Here is a 21731-nt window from a genome sequence, read left to right as displayed (position 1 = left end):
AGCCCTTGTGGACAAGGCCTTCTGAGGCCCTTCACTGTCGGTGGCGAGTGCTTGAGTAGACCCATGACCAGCTCCGCCGCCGACCTCCTCGAGGTCATGCGCACCACCACCCGGACCGCCACCGCGGCCGAGGTGGAGCGCCTGGGCGCGGTCATCGACTGGTGCACCCTGCACGCCACCACCGACGAGGGCGAGGCCTCCTTCGGCGACCACGGCATCCCCCTCGCCGGGGACGGCGCACCCTGGGTGTCCGAGTTCGCGGTCATGGAGCTCGGGGCGGTGCTGGGCATGTCGACCGACGCCGCGAAGCGCTACGTCGGCGCGACCCTCGAGACCCGCTACCGCCTCCCGCGCATCTGGGCAAAGGTCGAGGCGATGGAGCTGCCGTTCTACAAGGCGCGCTGGATCGCCGAGCACACCATGAGCCTGTCTCCGCAGGCTGCGGCCTACGTCGATCAGGCGGTGGGTTTCTGTGCGCACTCGGTGTCCTACGCCGAGATCGAGCGACAGATCACCGCTGCCCAGGCCCGGTTCGACCCCGAGGCCGCGGAGAAGGCCCGCCGGCTCGCCGCCGACGGGCGGCGGCTCGAGGTCCACAAGGGTCAGGTCTCCATCAACGGGACCGTCGAGGTCACCGGGACCCTGGACTACGTCGACGCCCTCGACTTCGACACCGCACTCTCCCGGCGCGCCGCTGAGATCAAGGCCGCCGGCTCCGAGGAGTCCCTCGACGTACGGCGCTCCATCGCGGCGGGGGACCTCGCGCGCGGGTATGACTCGCTGCCCTTCGAGGACGACGGGGATGCTGCGGAGGGTGGTTTCGAGGCTCGCTCCGCTCGCACCTCAACCACCGGGGGCACCGAGGTGGTGGTCCACGTGCACGAGGACCTCGACGGGGTCGGACGACTCGGGAACACCCGGAGCCCGGTGCTGGCCGAGACGATCCGGACCTGGTGCGGCAACCATGGCACCCGCGTCATCGTCAAGCCCGTGCGCGACCTGGCCGACCACGTCCACGTCGCGGCCTACGAGGTCCCCGACCGGCTGCGCGAGCAGGGCGATCTCGTCGACCACACCTGTGTGTTCCCGTGGTGCACACGCCGTGCGGCCAGGTGCGACATCGACCACGCTATCCCCCACGCCGAGGGCGGGCCGACCTGCTCGTGCAACACCGCACCACTGTGCCGTGGGCACCACCGCCTCAAGACCCACGGCAGATGGACCTACGACGTGCTGGACCGCGGCACCTACCTGTGGCACTCGCCCTTCGGGCACGCCTACCGCCGCGACCACACCGGCACCACCCCACTCGAGCCCGAACGACGACCCTGACCGCCCCACACCCCGCCACCATCACCCCGGCGGGGACATCGGCACGTCCGACGACAGGACGCTGGCGACCGGCGACCGGCGAGAGGTCAGGTGGTCTCCCAGCGGAAGAGGCGCGCCGCGACGAAGGTGACGACGACGGCGAAGCCGCCGAGGATCGCGATCGGGAGGAGGGCCGCGGTCCAGCTCTCCCCGCGGACCATCACGTCGAGCATGCCGTCGTTGAGGTGCCGGAGCGGCAGCACGCTGCTCACCGCGCGCAGCCAGGCAGGGGCGGAGTCCAGGGGGAAGAAGGAGCCGCTGAGGAAGGCCATGGGGAGCACGAAGAAGTTGGCCATGTTGACCGCACCCTCGGTCGTCTTGGCGATCGCGCCGGCGAGCAGGCCGATCGACATGAAGCACAGGGTGCCCACGACGACGACGGGCACGGCCATCCACCACGCGCCCGTGAGGCTGAGGCCGAAGGCCGCGGAGCCCAGTCCCAGGAAGATCGCCATCTGCGTCAGCGCCACGATGACCGTGACCGCGATGCGGGCCGCGACCAGCGTGCCGGTGCGCACCGGCGACAGCTGCAGGCGTCGCAGCAGCTTCGACTGGCGCCAGCCCTGCAGGGTGGCGGCCGCACCGAAGCTGGCGCTCATCGCGACCGCCCACCCGAGCAGCCCCGGCGTGACGAACTGGATGGCGGTGAGCGAGTCGTCCTCGACGGCCACGGCCTCGAACGTGTACGTCGGCTCGGCGCCGGTCTGCGCGGCGAGCTCGGCGACGTTGGTGGCGTCGACGAACGCGCGCAGCGTGCCCTGCGTGATGGCGGCCTTGACCTGCTCGGTCTGGGTGTAGTGGGCGACGAGCTCGTCGCCGCGCTGCTCGAGGGCGACGTCGGCGTCGCCCTTGCGCACCTGCTCGAGGGCGTCGTCGAGGTCGTCGGAGGTGGTCACGTCGAAGGTGTCGGAGAACGCCTCGTCGGCACCCTCCGGGAGGTCGTCGACCAGCGCGACCTCGCCGACCTGGATCACCTCGACCTTGGGCTGGTCCTGGTCGGTGAAGATGCCGCCGAAGAGCACCAGGAACATCAGCGGGAAGACCAGCGAGAAGAACACCGCGCCCCGGTCGCGCAGGAAGCCCTTGAAGATGGCGGCCGACAGCGCGACGAAGGCGGAGCGCCCCGGTCCACGAGTGCTCATGCGCGGTAGGCCCGTCCGGTGAGGTCGAGGAAGACGTCCTCGAGGGTGCCCGCCTGCACGCGTACGCCGTCCAGCCGCTCGCGCTCCGCGAGCACCGCCAGCACCCGGCCCGGCGTCCGGGTGCTGAGCACGACGCCGTCGACCGACTCGTGCGCGTCGTCGACCCCCGCGATGCCCTGGGCCTCCTCCACCCCGACGGCACCCGGGGCGACGGTGATGCGGGCGGGCGCGTCGAGCGTGCGCACCAGCGCCGCCGGCGAGTCGACCCGGAGCACCCGACCTCCGTCCATGATGGCGACGCGGTCGCAGAGCACCTCGGCCTCGTCCATGTAGTGGGTCGTGAGGACGACGGTGCGTCCGGAGTCGTTGAGCCCGGACAGCAGGTCCCAGAGGTTGCGCCGCGCCTGCGGGTCCAGCGCCGCGGTCGGCTCGTCGAGGAAGACGACGTCGGGGTCGTGCACGAGCGCGCACGCGATCGACAGTCGCTGCCCCTGACCTCCGGAGAGGTCCTCGACCCGGGTGTCGGCCTTGTCGACCAGCCCCACCCGCTCGAGCCACTCGTCGGCGGCGGCGTGGGGCACGGAGTACAGCGAGGCGAAGGTGCGGATCTGCTCACGGGCGGTCAGCCGCTCGAAGAACGACGACGCCTGGAGCTGCACGCCGATCCGCGGCAGCAGCTCGGCGTTGCGGGGCCAGACAGGAAGGCCGAGCACCGTGGCGGTGCCGCGGTCCGGACGTCGCAGCCCCTCGACCATCTCGAGCAGGGTCGTCTTGCCGGCGCCGTTGGGGCCGAGGACGCCGAGGAACTCCCCCTCCGCCACCTCCAGGCTGACGCCGTCGACCGCGCTGAGATCGCCGTAGCTCTTCGCGAGGTCGTCGATCACGATGGCGGGCACGAGGAGGACCCTACCCAGCGGCGGGCGCCACCAGGTCCCACGGACGCACGCCCTCGAGCTGCGCCGAGAGGCTCAGCAGCGTGACCTCGTCGTCGGTGCGACCGACGAGCTGGACGCCGACCGGGAGGCCGTCCTCGGCCAGGCCGCACGGCACGGACGCCGCGGGGTTGCCGGCGACGTTCCAGAGGGCGACGTAGGCGATGGCGGGCATCGCCTTCAGGGCCGAGCCGACCGTGCCGCGTCCGTCGAGGACGCCGACGCGCGGCGGGCGGTGCGCGGTGGTCGGGGTGAGCAGCACGTCGACCTCCTGGAAGATCCGGTTGGCCGTGGCCGAGACCTTCTCGGAGGCGCCGATCGCCCACTCCGTCACCCGCGGCGACACCCAGGAGCCGAGCCGGTGGGTCTCGCGGGTGCGTCGCTCGAGCCGGTCGTAGTGCTCGACCTCGTCGGCCTCCGCACGCAGGCCCGCGAAGAACTGCGGCACGAACGCCGCCGTCGGGTCGGGGTAGTGCGGGTCCACCCGGCGTACGTCGTGACCCAGCTCGGCCAGCAGCCGCGCGGTCTCCTCCACGGCCCGCACGTGGATCGGGTCGGGCCGCACCCCCACGCTCACGGGTGCCGTGGACCAACCGATCCGCAGCCGCCCCGGCTCGCGGCCGGCGGCCTCGACGAACGACCCGGTCTCCCCCGCGCGGAACCGGTCGCCGGGCGCGCTCCCGCGGATCACGTCGTAGACGAGCGCGCTGTCGAGCACGGTGCGGCTGAGCGGGCCGACGGTGCCGAGCGCCCACCACAGGTGGGCGTGCGGCGACGTGGTCACCCGACCCCGCTGCGGCTTGAGCCCGAAGAGCCCGCACATCGCTGACGGGATGCGGATCGAGCCTCCGCCGTCACCGCCGATCCCGACCGGCACCATGCCGGAGGCCACCGCCGCGGCCGTGCCGCCGCTGCTGCCGCCCGGCGTGCGCGTGCGGTCCCACGGGTTGCGGGTGATCCCACGCGACGTGGACTCGGTGTAGGGCCAGGCCCCGAACTCGGGCATCGTCGTCTTGCCCACGACGACCGCGCCCGCCGCGCGCAGCCGGCGGACGACCTCGCCGTCCTCGGCGGAGGGGGTCGTGTTGGCCTCTCCCCCGAACGTCGTGACGCAGCCGGCGACGTCCAGCTCCTCCTTGATCGCGACCGGTACGCCGTGCAGCGGGCCGCGCTCGTCCGGCTGCTCGTCGCGGGCGTCGGCCTCGGCGCGCGCGGCGTCGCCGAGCACGACCGAGAAGGCGTTGAGCCCCGGGTCGGTCGCGGCGATCCGGGCGAGCGCGGCGTCGGCCACCTGCCGGGCGGTGAGGTCACCGGAGGTGACGAGGCGGGCGGTCTCGGCGGCGCCGGCGAGGCGGAGGTCGGTCACGGGGCCGAGCCTAGAGGTCAGGCGAGGGACTCGAGCCAGGCGTCGTTGAGGTCGGAGAAGCGGCCCTCGCCGCTCGCGACCAGCGACTCCGGCGACCCGTCCTCCACGACGCGGCCGTGCTCCATCACGATGACCCGGTCGGCGATCTCGACCGTCGACAACCGGTGGGCGATGATCAGCGCCGTCCGGCCGGCGAGCACGGTGCGCAGGGCGTGCTGGACCAGGCGCTCCGACGGCACGTCGAGCGAGGAGGTCGCCTCGTCGAGGATCAGCACCGCCGGGTCGGCGAGGAACGCCCGCGCGAACGCGACCAGCTGGCGCTGGCCGGCGCTGAGCCGCCCACCGCGGTTGGCGACGTGGGTGTCGTAGCCCTCGGGCAGCGCCTCGATGAAGTCGTGCGCGCCGAGCGCGCGGGTGGCCCGCTCGACCTCCTCCTGGGTGGCCTCGGGGCGGCCGAACCGGATGTTGTCGGCGATGGTGCCCGAGAACAGGTAGTTCTCCTGGGTGACCATGACGACGGCCTCACGCAGGTTGTCGGAGGTCAGGTCACGCAGGTCGACGCCGTCGAGCAGGATCCGGCCCTCGTCGGGATCGTAGAAGCGGGTGGCGAGCTTGGCCAGCGTGGTCTTGCCCGCGCCGGTCGTGCCGACCAGGGCGATGGTCTGCCCCGCCGGCACCGTGAGGTCGAGGCCCGGCAGCACCGGGCGGTCGTCGACGTAGGAGAAGCGGACGTCGTCGAAGCGGAGCTCGCCCTGCGCGTCGGTCAGCGTCGTCGGGTGCTCCGGCTCGGGCACGCTCGGCTCCTCGCGCAGCACGCCCGCCAGCTTGTCCAGCGCGGCCGAGGCCGACTGGAAGGTGTTGTAGAACTGCGAGATCTCCATCATCGGCTCGAAGAACTGGCGCAGGTAGAGCAGGAACGCCGCCAGGACGCCGACGGTGACCTCACCGTGGTAGGCGAGGTAGCCGCCGTAGAGGAGCACCACCGCGATGGTGATGTTGCCGATCAGGCGGATGCCGGGCATGAACCACGCGACGAGCCGGAACGCCACCAGGTTGGCGGCGCGGTACTGGTCGTTGACGTCGTCGAAGATCTCCTGGTTGCGGGGGCCGCGGCGGAAGGCCTGGACCGCGCGGATGCCGCCCATCGACTCCACGAAGTGGACGATGACCAGCGCGACCTTCTCGCGGGTCAGCTTGTAGGTGGCGGCCGAGGAGACGCGGAACCAGTTGGTCAGCCAGAAGAGGAACGGGCCGCAGAGCAGGGCCACGAGCCCGAGCTTGACGTCGAGGAAGAGCAGCAGCGCGGCCGTGCCGACGAGGGTGAGCGCAGCGGTGACCAGGCCGTCGAAGCCGGTCTCGAGCATCTCGTAGATCGCGTCGACGTCGGAGGTCTGGCGCGAGATGACGCGCCCCGAGGTGTAGCTGTCGTGGAAGGCCGGGCTCAGCACCTGGAAGTGGCGGAACACCCGCCGCCGGACCTGGAACAGCATGTCCTGGCCGATGCGTCCCGAGCGCACCAGGAAGATGTTGCGCGCCACCGCCTGCGTGAGCGTGGCGATCAGCACGATGCCGACGATGGTGAGCAGCGGACCCTTGTCGCCGTAGTCGGTGATCGGCGGGATGCCGGTGTCGATGCCCTCCTTGACGAGGTAGGGGATCGACAGCCGGGCGGCGTTCTCGACGAGGACGATCAGCAGCAGCAGCCGGATGGCGCCCTTGTAGGGCCGCAGCAGCTCGCGCAGGAGCTGCCCGGAGCCGCCGGTGAAGCGGGGTGCGTCGCGCTCGGCGGCCTCCTCGGCGTCGCTGTCGGCGACGCCGCGCCAGGTGGTCGTGGTGCTCATGGACGGGCCGCCTCGTGCTCGGAGTCGGCGGCGAGGAGCTCGCGGTAGGCCGGCACGGTGGCCAGCAGCTCGCGGTGGTCGCCGACGTGGCTGATGGTGCCGTCCTGGATCAGCGCGACCCGGTCGGCGAGCAGCACGGTGGACGCGCGGTGGGCGACGACGAGCCCGGTCGTCTCCGAGAGCACCCGGCGCAGCGCCTCCTCCACGAGCTTCTCGGTGTGCACGTCGAGGGCCGACAGGGTGTCGTCGAGGACCAGGACGCGCGGGCGCGCCAGCACGGCGCGGGCCAGGGCGAGCCGCTGCCGCTGGCCCCCCGACAGCGCCATGCCCTGCTCGCCGATGCGGGTGTCGAGGCCCCACGGCAGGTCGCGCGCGAAGCCGGCCTGCGCGATGTCGAGCGCCTCGTCGATGTCGGCGTCGCTGGCGTCGGCGCGACCGAGGGTGAGGTTCTCGCGGGCGCTCATCGAGAAGAGCGTGGGCTCCTCGAACGCCGTCGCCACCAGCGTGCGGAGGTGGTCCAGGTCGAGGTCGCGCACGTCGACGCCGTCGATGGTGATGCGTCCGCCGGTCACGTCGTAGAGCCGCGGCACCAGCGCGGTGAGGATCGTCTTGCCGGTCCCTGTGGCCCCGACGAGCGCGAGCGTCTCCCCCGGCGCCAGGTCGAGGTTGACGTCGCGCAGGACCGGCTCGTCGGGCGCGTCGGGGAACGCGAAGTCGACGTGCTCGAAGCGCAGGTGTCCCCGCGGCTGCTCGATCACCTGGTCACCGCCGACGATGTCGGGCTCGGTGTCGTAGATCTCCAGGATGCGGGCCGCCGAGGTCATCGCCTCCTGCGCCATCGCGAGGATCACGCCGAGCGAGGCCACCGGCCACACCAGGGAGAGCATCAGCGTGATGAAGGCGACCAGCTCGCCGTAGCTCAGCTTGCCCGTGCCGACGCCGATGGCGCCCAGCAGCAGGACGACGACGACGGCGAGGTTGGGGATGACCTCGAGAAAGGTCCAGAAGCGCGCGGACAGCCGGACCTTGTCCATGCTCGTGGCGTGCAGCGAGCGGGCGGCCGCCTCGTACTGGCGGGAGACGTGCTCGGTGCGGCCGAAGGACTTGATGACCCGGATCCCGACGGCGCCCTCCTCGGCCCGGGTGGCGAGGTCGCCCTGCTCGTCCTGGACCCGGCGGGACACGACGACGTAGCGCTTCTCGAACCGCATCGAGAGCCAGACGATGGGTGCGGCCGTGGCCGCCACGACCAGGCCCAGCGGCCAGTAGAGGTGGAGCAGCACCAGCGTCACGGCCGTGACCTGGACGATGTTGATGACGAGGAAGAGCAGCCCGAAGCCGCTGAACCGGCGGATCGCCGACATGTCGGTCGTGGCGCGCGAGAGCAGCTGACCGGACTGCCACTGGCTGTGGAAGCTCATCGGCAGCACCTGGAGCCGGGCGTAGAGGTCGCGCCGCATCGCGGTCTCCATGCCCAGGACCGCGTTGGACTGCACCCACCGGCGCCAGAAGACCAGCGCCGCCTCCAGCACGCCGAGCGCGAGGACGAGCAGGCCGAGGGGCAGCACCGGGCCCAGCTCGCCGTCGGTGATGGGGCCGTCGATGAGCGACTTGGTCACCAGCGGGATCGCGATCGAGACCGCGACGCCGCCCAGGGCGGTGCCGAGCATGACGGCGAGGGCGAGGCGGTGGGGGCGGAGGTAGCCCCGGAGCCGCCACAGGGAGTGGACCCCTGCGGGAGGCTCGGTGTCAGGGGTCGCGGTCATATGACGTTCAGCGTATGTCGGCCCACCGACAGGTCGCCAACCGGTTGCGGGCGTCGGGGCGCGGGTGCGGCAGACTGGTCCGATGCGCGCGCAGGTGGTCGTCCTCGCCGGTCCCTCCGGGGCCGGCAAGTCGCGGCTCGCCGAGCGCCTCGGGCTGCCGGTCCTGCGCCTCGACGACTTCTACAAGAGCGCCGGCGACCCGACCCTGCCGCTGATCGAGACGGGCGCCAACGCCGGCCTGGTCGACTGGGACCACCCCGACTCCTGGCTGCCCGACGACGCCGTGGCCGCCATCGAGGCGCTCTGCGAGACCGGGCGCGCCGAGGTGCCGATCTACGAGATCGCCCAGGACGGACGCTGCGGGTGGCAGACGCTCGAGCTCGGCCCGGAGCCGCTCTTCGTGGCCGAGGGGATCTTCGCCCAGGAGATCGTGCCGCGCTGCCGGGAGGACGGTCACCTGGCCGCGGCCTACTGCGTGCGCCAGCACGCGGCCGTGACGTTCTGGCGCCGGCTCACCCGCGACCTGCGCGAGCACCGCAAGCCGCCGCTGGTGCTGGTCCGCCGCGGCCTCGCGCTGCTGCGCGACCAGCGCCGCGTGGTCCAGCGCGCGGTCGACCTGGGCTGCGCCCCGGTCTCCCCGGACCAGGCCTGGACCGCGCTGCGGGCGCTGCGCGCGCGCTCGACGCCGCGATGAGCGACCCCGCCGCCCTCCTCGGCGGCGGCCTTCGCCAGCCCGACGCGCGCTCGTGCGGCGCCAGCGTCCTGGTCGCGGCTCGGATGCTCGCCGATCCCGGGTACGCCGCCGGGGTGACCCCCGAGGTGTTCGCCCGCGACGCGCTCGCCACGCACCGCCGCGTCACTGCCGTCCTCGGCCGCGGCCTGCAGGTCCCCTGGCCGCGGGCACTGGGCACCCCTCCGTGGGCCGTGGCCCGCGAGCTGTCGGCCCTCGCCTCCCCCGGCACGCCGGCCACCCGCTACGCCGCCTCCGTCGCCGTGCTGCGGCCCGGGCCCGCCTTCGACCGGGTGCGTACGGCGGTCGGGTCCGGGCGGCCGGCGGCGCTCTACGTCGGCAACCGCTGGAGTCCCCGCCACGTCGTCCTGGCGCTGCCGGCGTCGCCGAGCGGACCGGCCGTGCCGCAGCTGCGGGTCTACGAGCCGGCGTCCGGGCGCGTGGTCGACGTGCACCGCGACGCTGCCGCGGGGCACCGCCTCGCCCTCGCCGGGTGGCACCGGCTCTGGCTCGTCGTGGTGCCGGCGCGAGCCTGAGGCGAGCCCTCAGCCCAGCTCGGCGGGGTCGGTCTGGGAGATGGTGCCGCCGATGCCCACGACCTCGGCCGCGACCAAGCGGAACAGCGGGCCGTGATGGACCATCGTCACCGACGAGATGCCGTTGGACGCCTTGGCGAGCGAGTACTCCGTGACCGCACCGCGCTCCGCCTCCGGCTCGGCAGGGCTCTCGAGCGTGCAACGGCCGTCCCGCTCGGCCACCTCACCGGTCCCGGAGGACCCGAGCGCCTCGCAGCGCCTCTGCAGCGCCTCCTCCATCCGCGCGGTCACCGCGTCGAAGCTGTCCGCCGCGAGCGAGGACAACGAGAGCTCGAGCGTCACCGGAGCGCCCTGGGCGGTGCCGCTCATCGTGCACGTGGCCTCGTTCTCGTCGTCGGAATCGGTGGTGTCGTGGGCGTCCTCGACGAGCGCCCAACGCTCGACGACCTCAGCCGGCACGGCGGCGCAGAGGTTGTCCGGAAGCGACTTCGCCTCGACCGGCTCCGGAGCCTCCTCGTCCTCCCCGCAGGCCGCCAGGAGCGGCGAGAGGACGAGCAGGAGGGCGGCGAGGCTGGTGGCACGCATGCGCGCCAGTCTTCCCCGCGGGCGGCACCGGAAAACGTGCCGCGGTGGCGCAGGCGCCCGCGCGCCGGAGGTTCGCGCCGTGGGGTTTGGACGGGCGGCCGGGGTGGCAGAACTCACTCAACAGCTCGAAGGAGAACCACTGATGACCACTCTCGATCCTGCCGGCACGGCGCTGCTGCAGCGCCTGGCCGCCTCGGAGAAGCCGGGCCTGTTCGACGACGTCCCTCCGGCGACGGGCTCCGACCGCCACGACCGCGTGACGATCGTGCTGGACGCCGCACGCCGGGTCGTCAAGGTCACGGTCGCCGACCTGACCGCCGTACGCCGTCCCGACGACCTCGTGACCGCCGTCAAGGAGGCCTTCGCCACCGCCGACGGCAACCGCGCCCTCGCCTCGCTGGAGAAGCAGGGCCTCGCCGACGACTACCTCGCCCGCGCCGACGACCTCATGGCCGGACGTGCCCGGGCCGTCGCCCCGCCCCGGCCCGACCTCAGCCGGGAGGCGATCACCGCCCGGCGCGCGGCGCGCGGCGCCGCTCCCACGACGGCGCCTCCCCCGGCTCCCGTCACCGCGGAGAACGGCTACGTCACCGCCCTGCGCGGCGCGGACGGCCGCCTGATGCGCCTGGAGGTGGACGGCGAGTGGCTGTCCGCCGCCCGCCCCGAGCACCTCGAACGCGCCCTCGAGCAGGCGCTGCACTTCGGATCGGAGTCCTGACATGACACTGCAGGCGAGCATTGAAGACCTGTTGGAGGCCGCCGCCGGCTGGGACGGCGTGAGCGACGAGGTGAGCACCGCGTCGCTGGAGCTGTGGACCGGCAGCGGCCAGGGTCACCAGTTCGGCTGGTTCGCCCAGCGGGCCGGCATCGACAGCGAGCACAACCAGTTCATCACCAGCATGATCTCGGCGATGTCGAACGGGGTCTACCAGCTGCACTGCATGGCCGAGGCGCTGCGACACACGGCCAAGGACTTCGGCGCCACGGACGTCTCGGTCGCCGACGAGTTCCACAACCCCGACGGGACGCCGACATGACCAGCTACGACTACTACCAGGACTACAGCAACGACGTCGACACCAAGATCCAGGAGCTCAGCGACAAGATCGAGGAGGGCGTCCAGAAGGTCATCGACACCTTCAACGACACCATCGGCTCGAGCAACTGGGCCTGGATCTCGCCCGGGCTGAAGATCGCCTACAACATGGCGAAGGACAAGATCGAGGAGGAGATCGAGCACCTCTGGGACGAGTTCACGAAGTTCTGCGAGGAGATGTGGGCCAAGGTCGAGGAGATGACCGGCAACCCGTTCTACCTGATGGACATGAACGCCGCCTACCTCCAGGCCGCGAGCCGCGTGCGCGACGAGAAGATGGTCGTCGACAGCCTCCTGGCCGAGGTCACGAAGACCTGGTCGGGCGCCGCCTTCATCTCCTACCGCGACGCCTCCACCCGCCAGCGCAACGCCATCAACGCCGTCGACCAGGGCCTGGTGAAGGCCGCCACCGCCTGCGCGGAGGGCGCCAAGGAGCTGCGCGAGGTCTGGCGCATCATGGTCGACGTCCTGCTGGACGTCGTCAACGCGATCCTCGACGCGATCAAGGACGGCACCGACGCCGGGCAGTGGGTCACCTTCGACGCCGGCCCGGCGATCAAGGTCATCGGCAAGATCGTGACCTCGGCGCTGGACCTGTGGAACCGGCTCGACGCCTACTTCGACAGCAACGCGACGGTCAAGCTCAGCATGTGGCGCGACCTCAACGGCGGCCTCGACGGCCTGGACGCCAACAACGACTGGCCGGTGCTGTCGAGCAGGTACACCGACGAGATGAACGACAAGGGCAAGTGGACGCACGCCTGAGGCGCGCGCCCACCCACGCCGGCTACGCCGACCGGCCCGCCAGGGCGGCGTAGCCGGGCTTGATGACCTCGTCGATGATCGCGAGCCGCTCGTCGAAGGGGAGGAAGGCCGACTTCATCGCGTTGATGGTGAACCACCGCAGGTCGGTGAGCGTGTAGCCGAAGGCCTCCACCAGCGAGGTCATCTCGGCGGTCATCGACGTCTGGCTCATCAGCCGGTTGTCGGTGTTGACGGTGACCCGGAAGCGCAGGTCGGTCAGCAGCCCGATCGGGTGCTCCGCGATGGACGTGGCCGCCCCGGTCTGCACGTTCGAGGCGGGGCACATCTCCAGCGGGATGCGCATGTCCCGGACGTAGGCCGCCAGCCGGCCCAGCGTGACGGTGCCGTCGTCGGCGACGGTGATGTCGTCGACGATCCGCACGCCGTGACCCAGGCGGTCGGCGCCGCACCACTGGATCGCCTGCCAGATCGACGGCAGCCCGAAGGCCTCGCCCGCGTGGATGGTGAAGTGCGAGCTCTCGCGCTGGAGGTACTCGAAGGCGTCGAGATGGCGGGTCGGCGGGTAGCCGGCCTCCGCGCCCGCGATGTCGAAGCCGGCGACGCCCCGGTCGCGCCACGCGACGGACAGCTCGGCGATCTCCATGGAGCGCGCGCGGTGGCGCATGGCCGTCAGCAGCTGGCGCACGACGATCCGCCCGCCCGCTGCCTCGGTCGCCTGGTCGAAGCCCTCCTGCACCGCGGCGACGACCTCGTCCAGCGTCAGGCCCTGGGCGACGTGCTGCTCGGGGGCGTAGCGGACCTCGGCGTAGACGACACCGTCCTCGACGAGGTCCTCGACGCACTCCCGGGCCACGCGCGTCAGCGCGGGGCCGGTCTGCATCACGGCGACCGTGTGGTCGAAGGTCTCCAGGTAGCGCACCAGCGAGCCCGAGTCGGCCGCCTCGGCGAACCACCGCCCGAGGCTCTCGGGATCGTCCGCGGGCAGCTCGTGGTGGACCTCGCGCGCGAGCTCCAGGACGGTCGCCGGGCGCAGCCCGCCGTCGAGGTGGTCGTGCAGCAGGACCTTCGGAGCCTGGCGGACCTGATCGCGCGTGGGGACGGTAGGTTCCGGGTCGGTGACGCTCATCCGGTCATCCAACCACCACCCGTCGTACGACCCGGTCCGCAGGAGGTCCAGCATGCGCGTGTTCACCACCCTCGAGGAGATCGCCGCCGCGGCCGGCGAGGAACTCGGCACGAGCGAGTGGGTGACGATCGACCAGGAGCGCGTGGACCGGTTCGCGGAGGCGACCGGCGACCACCAGTGGATCCACGTCGACGTGGAGCGCGCCGCCGCCGGGCCGTTCGGTGGCACCGTGGCCCACGGCTACCTCACGCTCTCGCTGATCCCCTGGCTGGGCAGCCAGGTGTTCGGGCTGGACACGCCCGGCCCCAAGCTCAACTACGGCCTGAACAAGGTGCGCTTCCCGCACCCGGTGCTGGTCGGCCAGCGCGTCAGCCTGACGGTCACGCTGGGCGAGGTGACGGACCTGCCGGCCGGCAAGCAGCTCACGATGAAGCACGTCATCGCGATCGACGGGGTCGCCAAGCCGGCCTGCGTGGCCGAGTCGATCGTGCTGCTGCTCAGCTGATCCGGTCGATGACCAGCGGCGTCGCGTCGTACGTCGACGCGTCGCCGATGTCGTAGCCGCCCTCCAGCGAGGCGAGCGCGCGGTCGAAGCGCTGGGGCTCGTCGGTGAGCAGCGTGAACAGCGGCTCGCCGGCGGTGACGTCGTCACCCGGGCGGGCGTGCCACACGACGCCGGCCCCGGCCTGCACCGGGTCCTCCTTGCGCGCGCGGCCCGCGCCGAGCCGCCACGCGGCCAGGCCGACGGCCATCGCGTCGAGGCGGGTGAGCGTCCCGGACGACGGCGCGGTCACGACGTGGGACTCGCGGGCGACGGGCAGGGCCGCGTCGGGGTCGCCGTCCTGGGCGCGGATCATCGCCTTCCAGGCGTCCATCGCGGACCCGTCGGCCAGCCGGTCGGCCGGGTCGACGTCGTCGCGCCCGGCGCCGGCGAGCATCTCGCGGGCCAGGGCCAGGGTCAGCTCGACGACGTCGGCGGGGCCACCGCCGGCCAGGACCTCGACCGACTCGGCCACCTCGATCGCGTTGCCCGCGGTGAGCCCGAGCGGGGTGCTCATGTCGGTCAGCAACGCGACGGTGCGCACCCCGGCGTCCGTGCCGAGGCCCACCATGACCTCGGCCAGCTCCCGGGCCTTGTCGAGGTCCTTCATGAAGGCGCCGGTGCCGACCTTGACGTCCAGGACGAGGGCACCGGTGCCCTCGGCGATCTTCTTGCTCATGATCGAGGACGCGATCAGCGGGATCGCCTCGACCGTGCCGGTGACGTCGCGCAGCGCGTAGAGCTTCTTGTCGGCGGGGGCCAGCCCGTCGCCGGCGGCGCAGATGACCGCGCCCACCGACTCGAGCTGGGCGAACATCTCCTCGTTGGAGAGGGCCGCGCGCCAGCCCGGGATCGACTCCAGCTTGTCGAGGGTGCCGCCGGTGTGGCCCAGCCCGCGACCCGACAGCTGCGGCACCGCGACGCCGCAGGCCGCGACCAGGGGCGCGAGCGGCAGGGTGATCTTGTCGCCCACCCCGCCCGTGGAGTGCTTGTCGGCGGTCGGGCGCGAGAGCGAGGAGAAGTCCATCCGCTCCCCCGACGCGATCATCGCGGCGGTCCAGCGGGCGATCTCGCGCCGCTCCATGCCGTTGAGCAGGATCGCCATGGCCAGCGAGGACATCTGCTCGTCGGCCACCGCCCCGCGCGTGTAGGCGTCGATCACCCAGTCGATCTGGCTGTCGCTCAGCTCACCGTGGTCCCGCTTGGCGAGGATCACCTCGACCGCGTCGTGCTCGCTCATGTCGTACCTCCGACCTGCACCCTATGGAAGCCCCGCAGGACGAAGGTGCCCCGGCTCTCCGGTTCGCCCACCAGGCGCAGGTCGGGGTGGGTCTCCCACAGCGCCGCGACGGACTCCGCGAGCTCCATGCGCGCCAGCGGGGCGCCGAGGCAGAAGTGGACGCCGACGCCGAACGCCAGGTGCGGGTTGCGCTCCCGGTCGACGTCGAACTCGTCGGCGCGCTCGAAGACGACCGGGTCGCGGTTGGCCGCGCCGAGCAGGGCGGCGATCCGCTGGCCCTTCTCCACGACCACGTCGCCGACCTGCACGTCCTCGGTGGCGGTGCGCTCGAAGAGCTGCAGGGCGGAGTCGAAGCGCAGCATCTCCTCCACCGTCGCCGGCACGTCGGCGCCGGGGCGCAGGCCGCGGCCCAGCATCGCCACCAGTCCGTTGCCGAAGACGTTGACCGAGGCCTCGTGGCCGGCGTTGAGCAGCAGCACGACGGCCGCGACGACCTCGTCCTCGGTCAGCTCGGTGGCGGCGAGGTCGGTGATCAGGTCGTCGGCCGGGTGCTCCCGGCGGTGGGCGACCAGGTCGCGCACCAGCGCCGCGAAGTCGCTCGCCGCCGCGACGGCGGCGGCGACGACCTCGTCGGACGGGCTGGCCTCGTACATGCGCACGATCGCCTGCGACCAGTCGCGCAGCTCGTGGACGTGCGACGCGGGGACGCCGAGGAGCTCGCAGATCACCAGGACGGGCAGCGGCTCGGCGTACTGGCCGATGACGTCGAAGGGCCCGTCGTGGGTCTCGGCGAGCAGCGTGGCGGCCAGCTCGCGCACGCGCGGACGCAGCCGCTCGACGTGGCCGCGGGCGAACGCCGACGCGACCGGCCGGCGCAGCCGGGTGTGGTCGGGCGGCTCGTTCTCCATCATCTGGTTGCGGTGCAGGAGGTTGAACGGCTCGAGGTAGTCGAGCGGCTCCTTGTCCTGCCACAGCCGGCCCAGGCGCCGGTCGCGCTGCACGGCGCCCACCGTCGCGTGGGCGAAGGTGAGGTAGCGCTGGGTGCCCTCGTGCCAGGCGACGCCGTGGCGCGCCCGCTCCTCGGCGAAGAACGGGTACGGGTCGGCGACGACCTCGGGGGCGCTCAGGTCAAGCGAGGTCGTCGGGACCGAACGCATCCGGCAGCACCTCGTCCATCCCCTTGATCCCGGACACCGTCCAGCACAGCAGCGACGCGCCGCCGTTCTCCCACAGGAGCTGGCGGCAGCGGCCACACGGCATGATCACCTCGCCGTCGCGGTTGACGCACACGAAGTGCGTCAGCCTCCCGCCACCGGTGAGGTGCAGCTGCGAGACCAGACCGCACTCGGCGCACAGCGCCACGCCGTAGGCGGCGTTCTCGACGTTGCACCCCACGACCGTGCGGCCGTCGTCGACGCGCGCCGCGGCCCCCACCTGGTAGTCGGAGTACGGCGCGTAGGCGTGCCCCATCGCCTCGACGGCCAGGGCCCGCAGGCCCTCCCAGTCGAAGCCCGGGTCGCGCTCGGAGCCTTCCACCGACGCCACTAGCCCGCGCTCCCCTTGCGATAGATCTGGCCGTCCGCTGCCGGCATCCGCAACCGTTGGGAGGCGAACGCGAGCACGAGCAGCGTGATGACGTACGGCGTGAGGGCGGTGAAGTCGCCCGGCACGGTGTCGATCGCGAAGTACAGCGCCCCGACCAGGGCGCCGACGCCGACGATGACCGCGCCGCTCACGGCCAGGCCCTGGCGGACCTGCCAGATGCCGAGGAACAGCGCCAGCACGGCGAGGGCGAGCAGCAGCGCGTGCACCGAGGTGCCACCCTGCCGCAGGCCGAGGGTCTCGGTGTAGCCGAACAGGCCGGAGCCGGCCAGCAGCCCGCTGGGCCGCCAGTTGCCAAAGATCATCGCGGCGAGGCCGATGTAGCCACGCCCACCGGTCTGGCCGTCGCGGTAGTTGCTGGAGGCGACCATCGCCAGGACCCCGCCGGCGAGACCCGCCAGGGCGCCGGAGACGAGCACCGCCGAGAACTTGTAGCGCAGCACCTTGACGCCCAGCGACTCCGCGGCGGCCGGGCTCTCGCCGACCGAGCGCAGGCGCAGGCCGAAGGAGGTGCGCCACAGGACGTACCAGGTGACGAAGACCAGGAAGAAGGACAGCACCACCAGCAGCGACAGGTTGGTGCACAGGGCGCGCAGCACGGCCGCGAGGTCGGAGACGAAGAAGACGTGCTTGTCCTCCACCTCCTTCAACGCATCGCTCAGTGGCCCGATGGTGATCGTCTGGACGTCGGGGATCTTGGGCGACTGCGTCTGACCTCCGCCCTTGAGCCCGACGAACGTCAGCGAGGCGAGGTACTGCACGGCGCCGAGCGCGATGATGTTGATCGCGACGCCGGAGATGATGTGGTCGACGCCGAAGATGACCGTGGCCACCGCGTGCACGAGACCGCCGAGCATGCCCATGAGGATCGCGCCGGCGACGCCGGCCCAGGCGCCGTAGTGGTAGCCGAAGTAGCCGGCTCCCCACGTGCCGAGGATCATCATCCCCTCGAGACCGATGTTGACCACGCCGGCCCGCTCGGACCACAGGCCCCCGAGGCCGGCGAGCATGATGGGGACGATCGCGATCAGCGTGGCGACGATGGTGCCCGAGGACGTGAGGTCGTTGGCGCCGGTGATGACGCGCAGCAGCGAGAGCAGCAGCAGGGCGCCGAGCAGGACGAGCAGCACCCAGTAGCGCGGCAGCTTGCGGCGCGGCTTGGTCACCGCGGGCTCGACCGCGCCGGTCGCGGTGGCGGGGACGCTCATGCGGAGACCTCCTTCTGGGGGGTGGCGGGCTGGTCGGCCAGGACCCGCGCCACCTCACGCTGCTCGAGCCGGATGCCGTAGCGGCGCACGAGCTCGTAGGACACGACCACGGTCAGGACGATCACGCCCTGGGTGATGGCGACGATGTCGGGCGAGACGCCGACCAGGATCTGCAGCGGGTTGGACTGCTCGTCGAGGAAGGCGAACAGCAGCGCGCCGATCGCGATGCCGATCGGGTTGTTGCGGCCCAGCAGCGCGATGGCGATGCCCGCGAAGCCCAGGCCGGACTGGAACGTCGAGCCGTAGGCGTAGGCGGAGCCGAAGAGGATCGGCAGGCCGACCAGGCCGGCGACGCCGCCCGAGATCAGCATGGCGACGATCGTCATCTTCTTGACGCTGATGCCGCTGGCGACCGCGGCCGTCGTGGACTGGCCCGTGGCGCGCAGGTCGAAGCCGAAGCGCGTCTTGTTGAGCACGAACCAGAACAGGAGGCCGGCGAGCGCGGCGATCACGATGAAGCCGTAGATCTCCGAGGTCGGGCCCTCCCCGATCGAGATGTTCGGGATCCGGCTGCCCTCAGGGATCTGCTTGGTGCCGATGTCGTTGCTGCCTGCCTCGCGGACCGCGACCTTGCGGAGCAGGTAGGCGACCAGCCCGGTGGCGATCGCGTTGAGCATGATCGTGGAGATCACCTCGCTCACGCCGCGGGTCGCGCGCAGCACGCCGGCGATGCCGGCCCACATCGCGCCGACCGCCATGGCGCAGACGATGGCGAAGGCGGTGTTGAGGTAGCCCGGGAGCCACGCCTCGCCGGCCACCACGGCGGCGGTGAACGCCGCCACGCGGTACTGGCCGTCGACGCCGATGTTGAAGAGGTTCATCCGGAAGCCGAAGGCCACGGCCAGGCCGGAGAGGTAGAGCACCGTGGCGTTCTTGATGATGTTGGCGAGGTTGCGCTCCTCGGGCCACGACAGGATCGTGCTCCAGACGTCGCCGGCGGGGTCGCCCGCGACGACCAGCACCAGGCTGGTGATCGCGAAGGCGGCGACCAGGGCCAGGACGGGAGCCGCGAGGCCGAGCAGGAAGCGGATGACGCGGGCGTTGGTCATGCGTCGGGTCCCGCCCCGGTCATGGCCGAGCCGAGCTGCTGCGGCGTCACCGACGCGGGGTCGAAGGTGCCGACCATGCGGCCGCGCAGGATCACCTCGATGCGGTCGGAGAGCCCGATCAGCTCGTCGAGGTCGGCGGAGATCAGCAGCACCGCGAGTCCTTCCCGTCGGGCGTTCTTGATGTGGGTCCAGATGGCCGCCTGGGCGCCGACGTCGACGCCGCGCGTCGGGTGCGCGGCGATCAGGAGCACCGGCTCGCTGCTCATCTCGCGCCCGACGATCAGCTTCTGCTGGTTGCCGCCGGACAGGGCGCGCGCGAGCACGTCGGGGCCGGGCGTGCGGACGTCGTACTCGGCGATGATGCGCTCGGTGTCGGCGCGGGCGGCGCGCTTGTCGATGAGCCCCCGTCGGCTGCTGGGCGGGCGACCCTGGTGACCCAGGACGCGGTTCTCCCAGAGCGGCGAGTCGAGCAGCAGGCCGTGGCGGTGCCGGTCCTCGGGGATGTAGCCCACGCCGCCCTCGCGGCGCTCGCGGGTGGACTCGTGGGTGATGTCGCGCCCGGCCAGGGAGATCGTGCCGGTGGCGCCGGGGCGCATGCCCATGATCGCCTCGACGAGCTCGGCCTGGCCGTTGCCCTCGACGCCGGCGATGCCGAGCACCTCACCGCGGTGGATGTCGAAGGTGATGTCGTCCAGCAGGGCCCGGCCGCTGGGGACCGGCAGCCCGAGGTGCTGGACCGAGAGCAGGACCTGGTCGGTGACGGTCGACGTCTCGGTGCTGGGCGAGGGCAGCTCGGAGCCGACCATCAGCTCGGCCAGCTCACGGGCGGTCACGCCCTCCGGGTCCACGGTCGCGACCGTGGTGCCGCGGCGGATGACGGTGATCTCGTCGGCGACCGAGAGCACCTCGTCGAGCTTGTGGGAGATGAAGATGACGCACAGGCCCTCGGCCTTGAGCTCGCGCAGGTTTCCGAAGAGCTCGTCGACCTCGTGCGGCACGAGGACGGCGGTCGGCTCGTCCAGGATGACGATCTGGGCGCCGCGGTAGAGGACCTTGAGGATCTCGACGCGCTGGCGGGCGCCGACGCCGAGGTCCTCGACGAGCCGGTCGGGGTCGATGTCGAGGCCGTACTGCTCGGAGATCCGCCGGATCTCGGCGCGCGCGCCGGCGCCGATGCCGTGCAGGCGCTCGGCGCCGAGCACGGTGTTCTCCAGGACGGTGAGGTTGTCGGCCAGCATGAAGTGCTGGAAGACCATGCCGACGCCGTGCCGGATCGCGTCGGCCGGCGAGCCGAGGCTCACCTGCTCGCCGCCGATCTCGATCGTGCCGGAGTCGGGGGCCTGCACGCCGTAGAGGATCTTCATCAGCGTGGACTTGCCCGCGCCGTTCTCGCCGACGATCGCGTGGATGGTGCCGCGCCGCACGTCGACGTTGATGTCGTCGTTGGCGATGACGCCGGGGAACCGCTTGCCGATGCCCCTCAGGCGGACCGCGGGAGGAGCGTCGCCGTTCGGGGGTGTTTCCAGGGACGGAGCTGGGCTGGACACGCGGCGTGACCTCCTCGGGTCGAACTGCGGGAGAGGCTACCGGGTGGCCTCGGGACGTGAAATGACGAGGCCGCAGGCGCACTAGGCGCCTGCGGCCCCGTCGAGGGTGTCACCTCATCGACATGAGGTCGACCGGGGACCGATCACGGAGTGGTCGGAACCTCGATCTCGCCGTCGATGATCTGCTGCTTGTAGCCGTCGAGCTGCTCGGCGATGTCGTCGACCTGGCCACCGCTGGTGGAGTAGCCCACGCCGTCGGCCTCGAGGTCGTAGCGGGTCACACCGGCCGGCACGTCGCCGTCGACGACGCCCGCGAGGTACTCGTGCACCGCGACGTTCACGTTCTTGAGCATCGAGGTGATGATGACGTCCTGCACCGACGGGTCGGCGGTGTTGTACTGGTCGGAGTCGACGCCGATCGCCATCGCCTTCGCCTCGGCAGCGGCCTCGAAGACACCGCCACCGGAGCCACCGGCGGCGTGGTAGACGACGTCCGCGCCGTTGTCGAACATGCCCTGGGCGGCGGTCTTGCCCTTGGCGGGGTCGGCGAAGCCGGAGAAGTCCGGGATCTGCGTCAGGTAGGTCGACTCGACCTTGATGCCGGGCTTGGCCGCCTCGGCACCGGCCTTGTAGCCGGCCTCGAACTTCTGGATCAGCGGGGTCTCGACGCCGCCGATGAAGCCGACCGTGCCGGACTTGCTCTTGAGCGCGGCGGCCGCGCCGACGAGGAAGGAGCCCTGCTCCTCGCTGAAGACCAGGCTGGCGACGTTCGGGACGTCGGCCAGGCTCTCGTCGTCGATGATCGCGAAGTTGACCTCGGGGTACTCGGCGGCGACCTTGCCGACCGACGCGGCGTAGGCGAAGCCGACCGCGATGACGGGGTTGTAGCCGGCGTCGGCGAAGGTGCGCAGGCGCTCCTCGCGGGCCGTCTCGGCCTCGCCGTCCTCGGCCTCCGACTCCTGGGAGTCGATGCCGAACTCCTCGACGGCCTGGTCGAGACCGGCGGCAGCGGAGTCGTTGAACGACTGGTCGCCTCGGCCACCCACGTCGTAGGCCATGCCGACCTTCACGTCGGACTTGGGGGCGTCGCCTCCGCCGTTGTCATCTGCATCGCTGTCGCTGTCCCCGCCACAAGCCGCGAGGGTCAGGATGCCGGCGGTCAGAACTGCCGCGAGCTTCATGCTGCGTCGCAAGACGCCTCCTTGATGTTCAGTGATTGCCCGGAAGA

At 71.9% G+C, this 21731-nt stretch carries 21 protein-coding genes; 7 read left to right on the top strand and 14 right to left on the bottom strand.

All coding sequences use genetic code 11. The features are described 5' to 3' along the window. Nucleotides 1–63 precede the first annotated feature (63 nt). A complete protein-coding gene (locus IRQ30_RS19955) occupies nt 64–1332 on the top strand; it encodes an HNH endonuclease signature motif containing protein (RefSeq protein WP_193614654.1) in 1269 nt (422 codons plus the stop codon). A gap of 86 nt (nt 1333–1418) precedes the next feature. Here the strand turns inward: IRQ30_RS19955 and IRQ30_RS19950 are convergent, their stop codons facing one another. Genes IRQ30_RS19950 through IRQ30_RS19930 form a run of 5 tightly spaced genes read right to left on the bottom strand, consistent with a single transcriptional unit; the run spans nt 1419 to nt 8418 of the window. Continuing rightward, a complete protein-coding gene (locus IRQ30_RS19950) occupies nt 1419–2513 on the bottom strand; it encodes an ABC transporter permease (RefSeq protein ID WP_193614653.1) in 1095 nt (364 codons plus the stop codon). Next, a complete protein-coding gene (locus IRQ30_RS19945; RefSeq protein ID WP_338089801.1) occupies nt 2510–3409 on the bottom strand; it encodes an ABC transporter ATP-binding protein in 900 nt (299 codons plus the stop codon). Before IRQ30_RS19945 ends, IRQ30_RS19950 begins: the two co-directional genes overlap by 4 nt. A gap of 10 nt (nt 3410–3419) precedes the next feature. Then, nucleotides 3420–4811, bottom strand: a complete 1392-nt coding sequence (locus IRQ30_RS19940) for an amidase (protein WP_193614652.1) — start codon at nt 4809–4811, stop codon at nt 3420–3422. Nucleotides 4812–4828: 17 nt separating this feature from the next. Beyond that, nucleotides 4829–6652 carry an ABC transporter ATP-binding protein gene (locus IRQ30_RS19935; protein WP_193614651.1) on the bottom strand — a complete coding sequence of 608 codons (1824 nt, stop codon included), beginning with the start codon at nt 6650–6652 and terminating at the stop codon, nt 4829–4831. Then, a complete protein-coding gene (locus IRQ30_RS19930; RefSeq protein WP_193614650.1) occupies nt 6649–8418 on the bottom strand; it encodes an ABC transporter ATP-binding protein in 1770 nt (589 codons plus the stop codon). Before IRQ30_RS19930 ends, IRQ30_RS19935 begins: the two co-directional genes overlap by 4 nt. Nucleotides 8419–8500: 82 nt before the next feature. Between IRQ30_RS19930 and IRQ30_RS19925 the strand changes: the two genes are divergently transcribed. Together IRQ30_RS19925 and IRQ30_RS19920 are read left to right on the top strand one after the other, a co-directional pair. After that, nucleotides 8501–9112, top strand: coding sequence for an ATP-binding protein (locus IRQ30_RS19925; RefSeq protein ID WP_193614649.1), 612 nt, complete (start codon nt 8501–8503; stop codon nt 9110–9112). Next, a complete protein-coding gene (locus tag IRQ30_RS19920; protein ID WP_193614648.1) occupies nt 9109–9684 on the top strand; it encodes a hypothetical protein in 576 nt (191 codons plus the stop codon). The genes IRQ30_RS19925 and IRQ30_RS19920 overlap by 4 nt, the downstream gene beginning before the upstream one ends. 9 nt (nt 9685–9693) lie before the next feature. Here the strand turns inward: IRQ30_RS19920 and IRQ30_RS19915 are convergent, their stop codons facing one another. Beyond that, entirely contained in the window at nt 9694–10269 is a 576-nt protein-coding gene (locus tag IRQ30_RS19915; protein ID WP_193614647.1) for a hypothetical protein, read from the bottom strand. Nucleotides 10270–10411: 142 nt separating this feature from the next. On the opposite strand from IRQ30_RS19915, the gene IRQ30_RS19910 reads away from it, so the two are divergent. Genes IRQ30_RS19910 through IRQ30_RS19900 form a run of 3 tightly spaced genes read left to right on the top strand, consistent with a single transcriptional unit; the run spans nt 10412 to nt 12130 of the window. Then, nucleotides 10412–10987 carry a hypothetical protein gene (locus tag IRQ30_RS19910; RefSeq protein WP_193614646.1) on the top strand — a complete coding sequence of 192 codons (576 nt, stop codon included), beginning with the start codon at nt 10412–10414 and terminating at the stop codon, nt 10985–10987. 1 nt (nt 10988) lies between these two features. Further along, a complete protein-coding gene (locus tag IRQ30_RS19905; protein WP_193610611.1) occupies nt 10989–11306 on the top strand; it encodes a hypothetical protein in 318 nt (105 codons plus the stop codon). Beyond that, the gene (locus IRQ30_RS19900; RefSeq protein WP_193610610.1) at nt 11303–12130 is read left to right on the top strand and encodes a WXG100 family type VII secretion target; all 828 of its coding nucleotides are present in this window, start codon (nt 11303–11305) and stop codon (nt 12128–12130) included. The genes IRQ30_RS19905 and IRQ30_RS19900 overlap by 4 nt, the downstream gene beginning before the upstream one ends. Before the next feature lie 22 nt (nt 12131–12152). Here IRQ30_RS19900 and IRQ30_RS19895 read toward each other — a convergent pair whose 3' ends face one another. After that, nucleotides 12153–13256, bottom strand: a complete 1104-nt coding sequence (locus tag IRQ30_RS19895) for an adenosine deaminase (protein ID WP_193614645.1) — start codon at nt 13254–13256, stop codon at nt 12153–12155. 52 nt (nt 13257–13308) lie between these two features. On the opposite strand from IRQ30_RS19895, the gene IRQ30_RS19890 reads away from it, so the two are divergent. Then, nucleotides 13309–13761 carry a MaoC family dehydratase gene (locus tag IRQ30_RS19890; protein WP_193614644.1) on the top strand — a complete coding sequence of 151 codons (453 nt, stop codon included), beginning with the start codon at nt 13309–13311 and terminating at the stop codon, nt 13759–13761. Here IRQ30_RS19890 and IRQ30_RS19885 read toward each other — a convergent pair. The 7 genes from IRQ30_RS19885 to IRQ30_RS19860 form a co-directional block, all read right to left on the bottom strand. Continuing rightward, nucleotides 13754–15037 carry a thymidine phosphorylase gene (locus IRQ30_RS19885; RefSeq protein ID WP_193610607.1) on the bottom strand — a complete coding sequence of 428 codons (1284 nt, stop codon included), beginning with the start codon at nt 15035–15037 and terminating at the stop codon, nt 13754–13756. The two genes, IRQ30_RS19890 and IRQ30_RS19885, sit on opposite strands and share 8 nt — an antisense overlap. After that, nucleotides 15034–16194 carry a cytochrome P450 gene (locus tag IRQ30_RS19880; RefSeq protein ID WP_193614643.1) on the bottom strand — a complete coding sequence of 387 codons (1161 nt, stop codon included), beginning with the start codon at nt 16192–16194 and terminating at the stop codon, nt 15034–15036. Before IRQ30_RS19880 ends, IRQ30_RS19885 begins: the two co-directional genes overlap by 4 nt. Beyond that, nucleotides 16166–16573, bottom strand: coding sequence for a cytidine deaminase (locus tag IRQ30_RS23585; protein ID WP_338089800.1), 408 nt, complete (start codon nt 16571–16573; stop codon nt 16166–16168). The genes IRQ30_RS19880 and IRQ30_RS23585 overlap by 29 nt, the downstream gene beginning before the upstream one ends. Nucleotides 16574–16581: 8 nt before the next feature. After that, nucleotides 16582–17847, bottom strand: a complete 1266-nt coding sequence (locus tag IRQ30_RS23580; protein ID WP_193610605.1) for an ABC transporter permease — start codon at nt 17845–17847, stop codon at nt 16582–16584. Then, nucleotides 17844–18956, bottom strand: coding sequence for an ABC transporter permease (locus IRQ30_RS19870; RefSeq protein WP_193614642.1), 1113 nt, complete (start codon nt 18954–18956; stop codon nt 17844–17846). The genes IRQ30_RS23580 and IRQ30_RS19870 overlap by 4 nt, the downstream gene beginning before the upstream one ends. After that, entirely contained in the window at nt 18953–20503 is a 1551-nt protein-coding gene (locus IRQ30_RS19865; protein ID WP_338089799.1) for an ABC transporter ATP-binding protein, read from the bottom strand. Before IRQ30_RS19865 ends, IRQ30_RS19870 begins: the two co-directional genes overlap by 4 nt. Nucleotides 20504–20646: 143 nt before the next feature. Further along, nucleotides 20647–21696: a BMP family lipoprotein gene (locus IRQ30_RS19860; protein WP_193614641.1), complete on the bottom strand. Its 1050-nt coding sequence runs from the start codon at nt 21694–21696 to the stop codon at nt 20647–20649. Nucleotides 21697–21731: the final 35 nt, after the last annotated feature.

This window comes from Nocardioides lijunqiniae, assembly GCF_015024225.1.
Classification (GTDB): Bacteria; Actinomycetota; Actinomycetes; order Propionibacteriales; family Nocardioidaceae; genus Nocardioides; species Nocardioides lijunqiniae.
The sequence above is the reverse complement of the archived record's forward strand: the minus strand, read 5'-3'. Positions and strand labels throughout refer to the sequence as shown.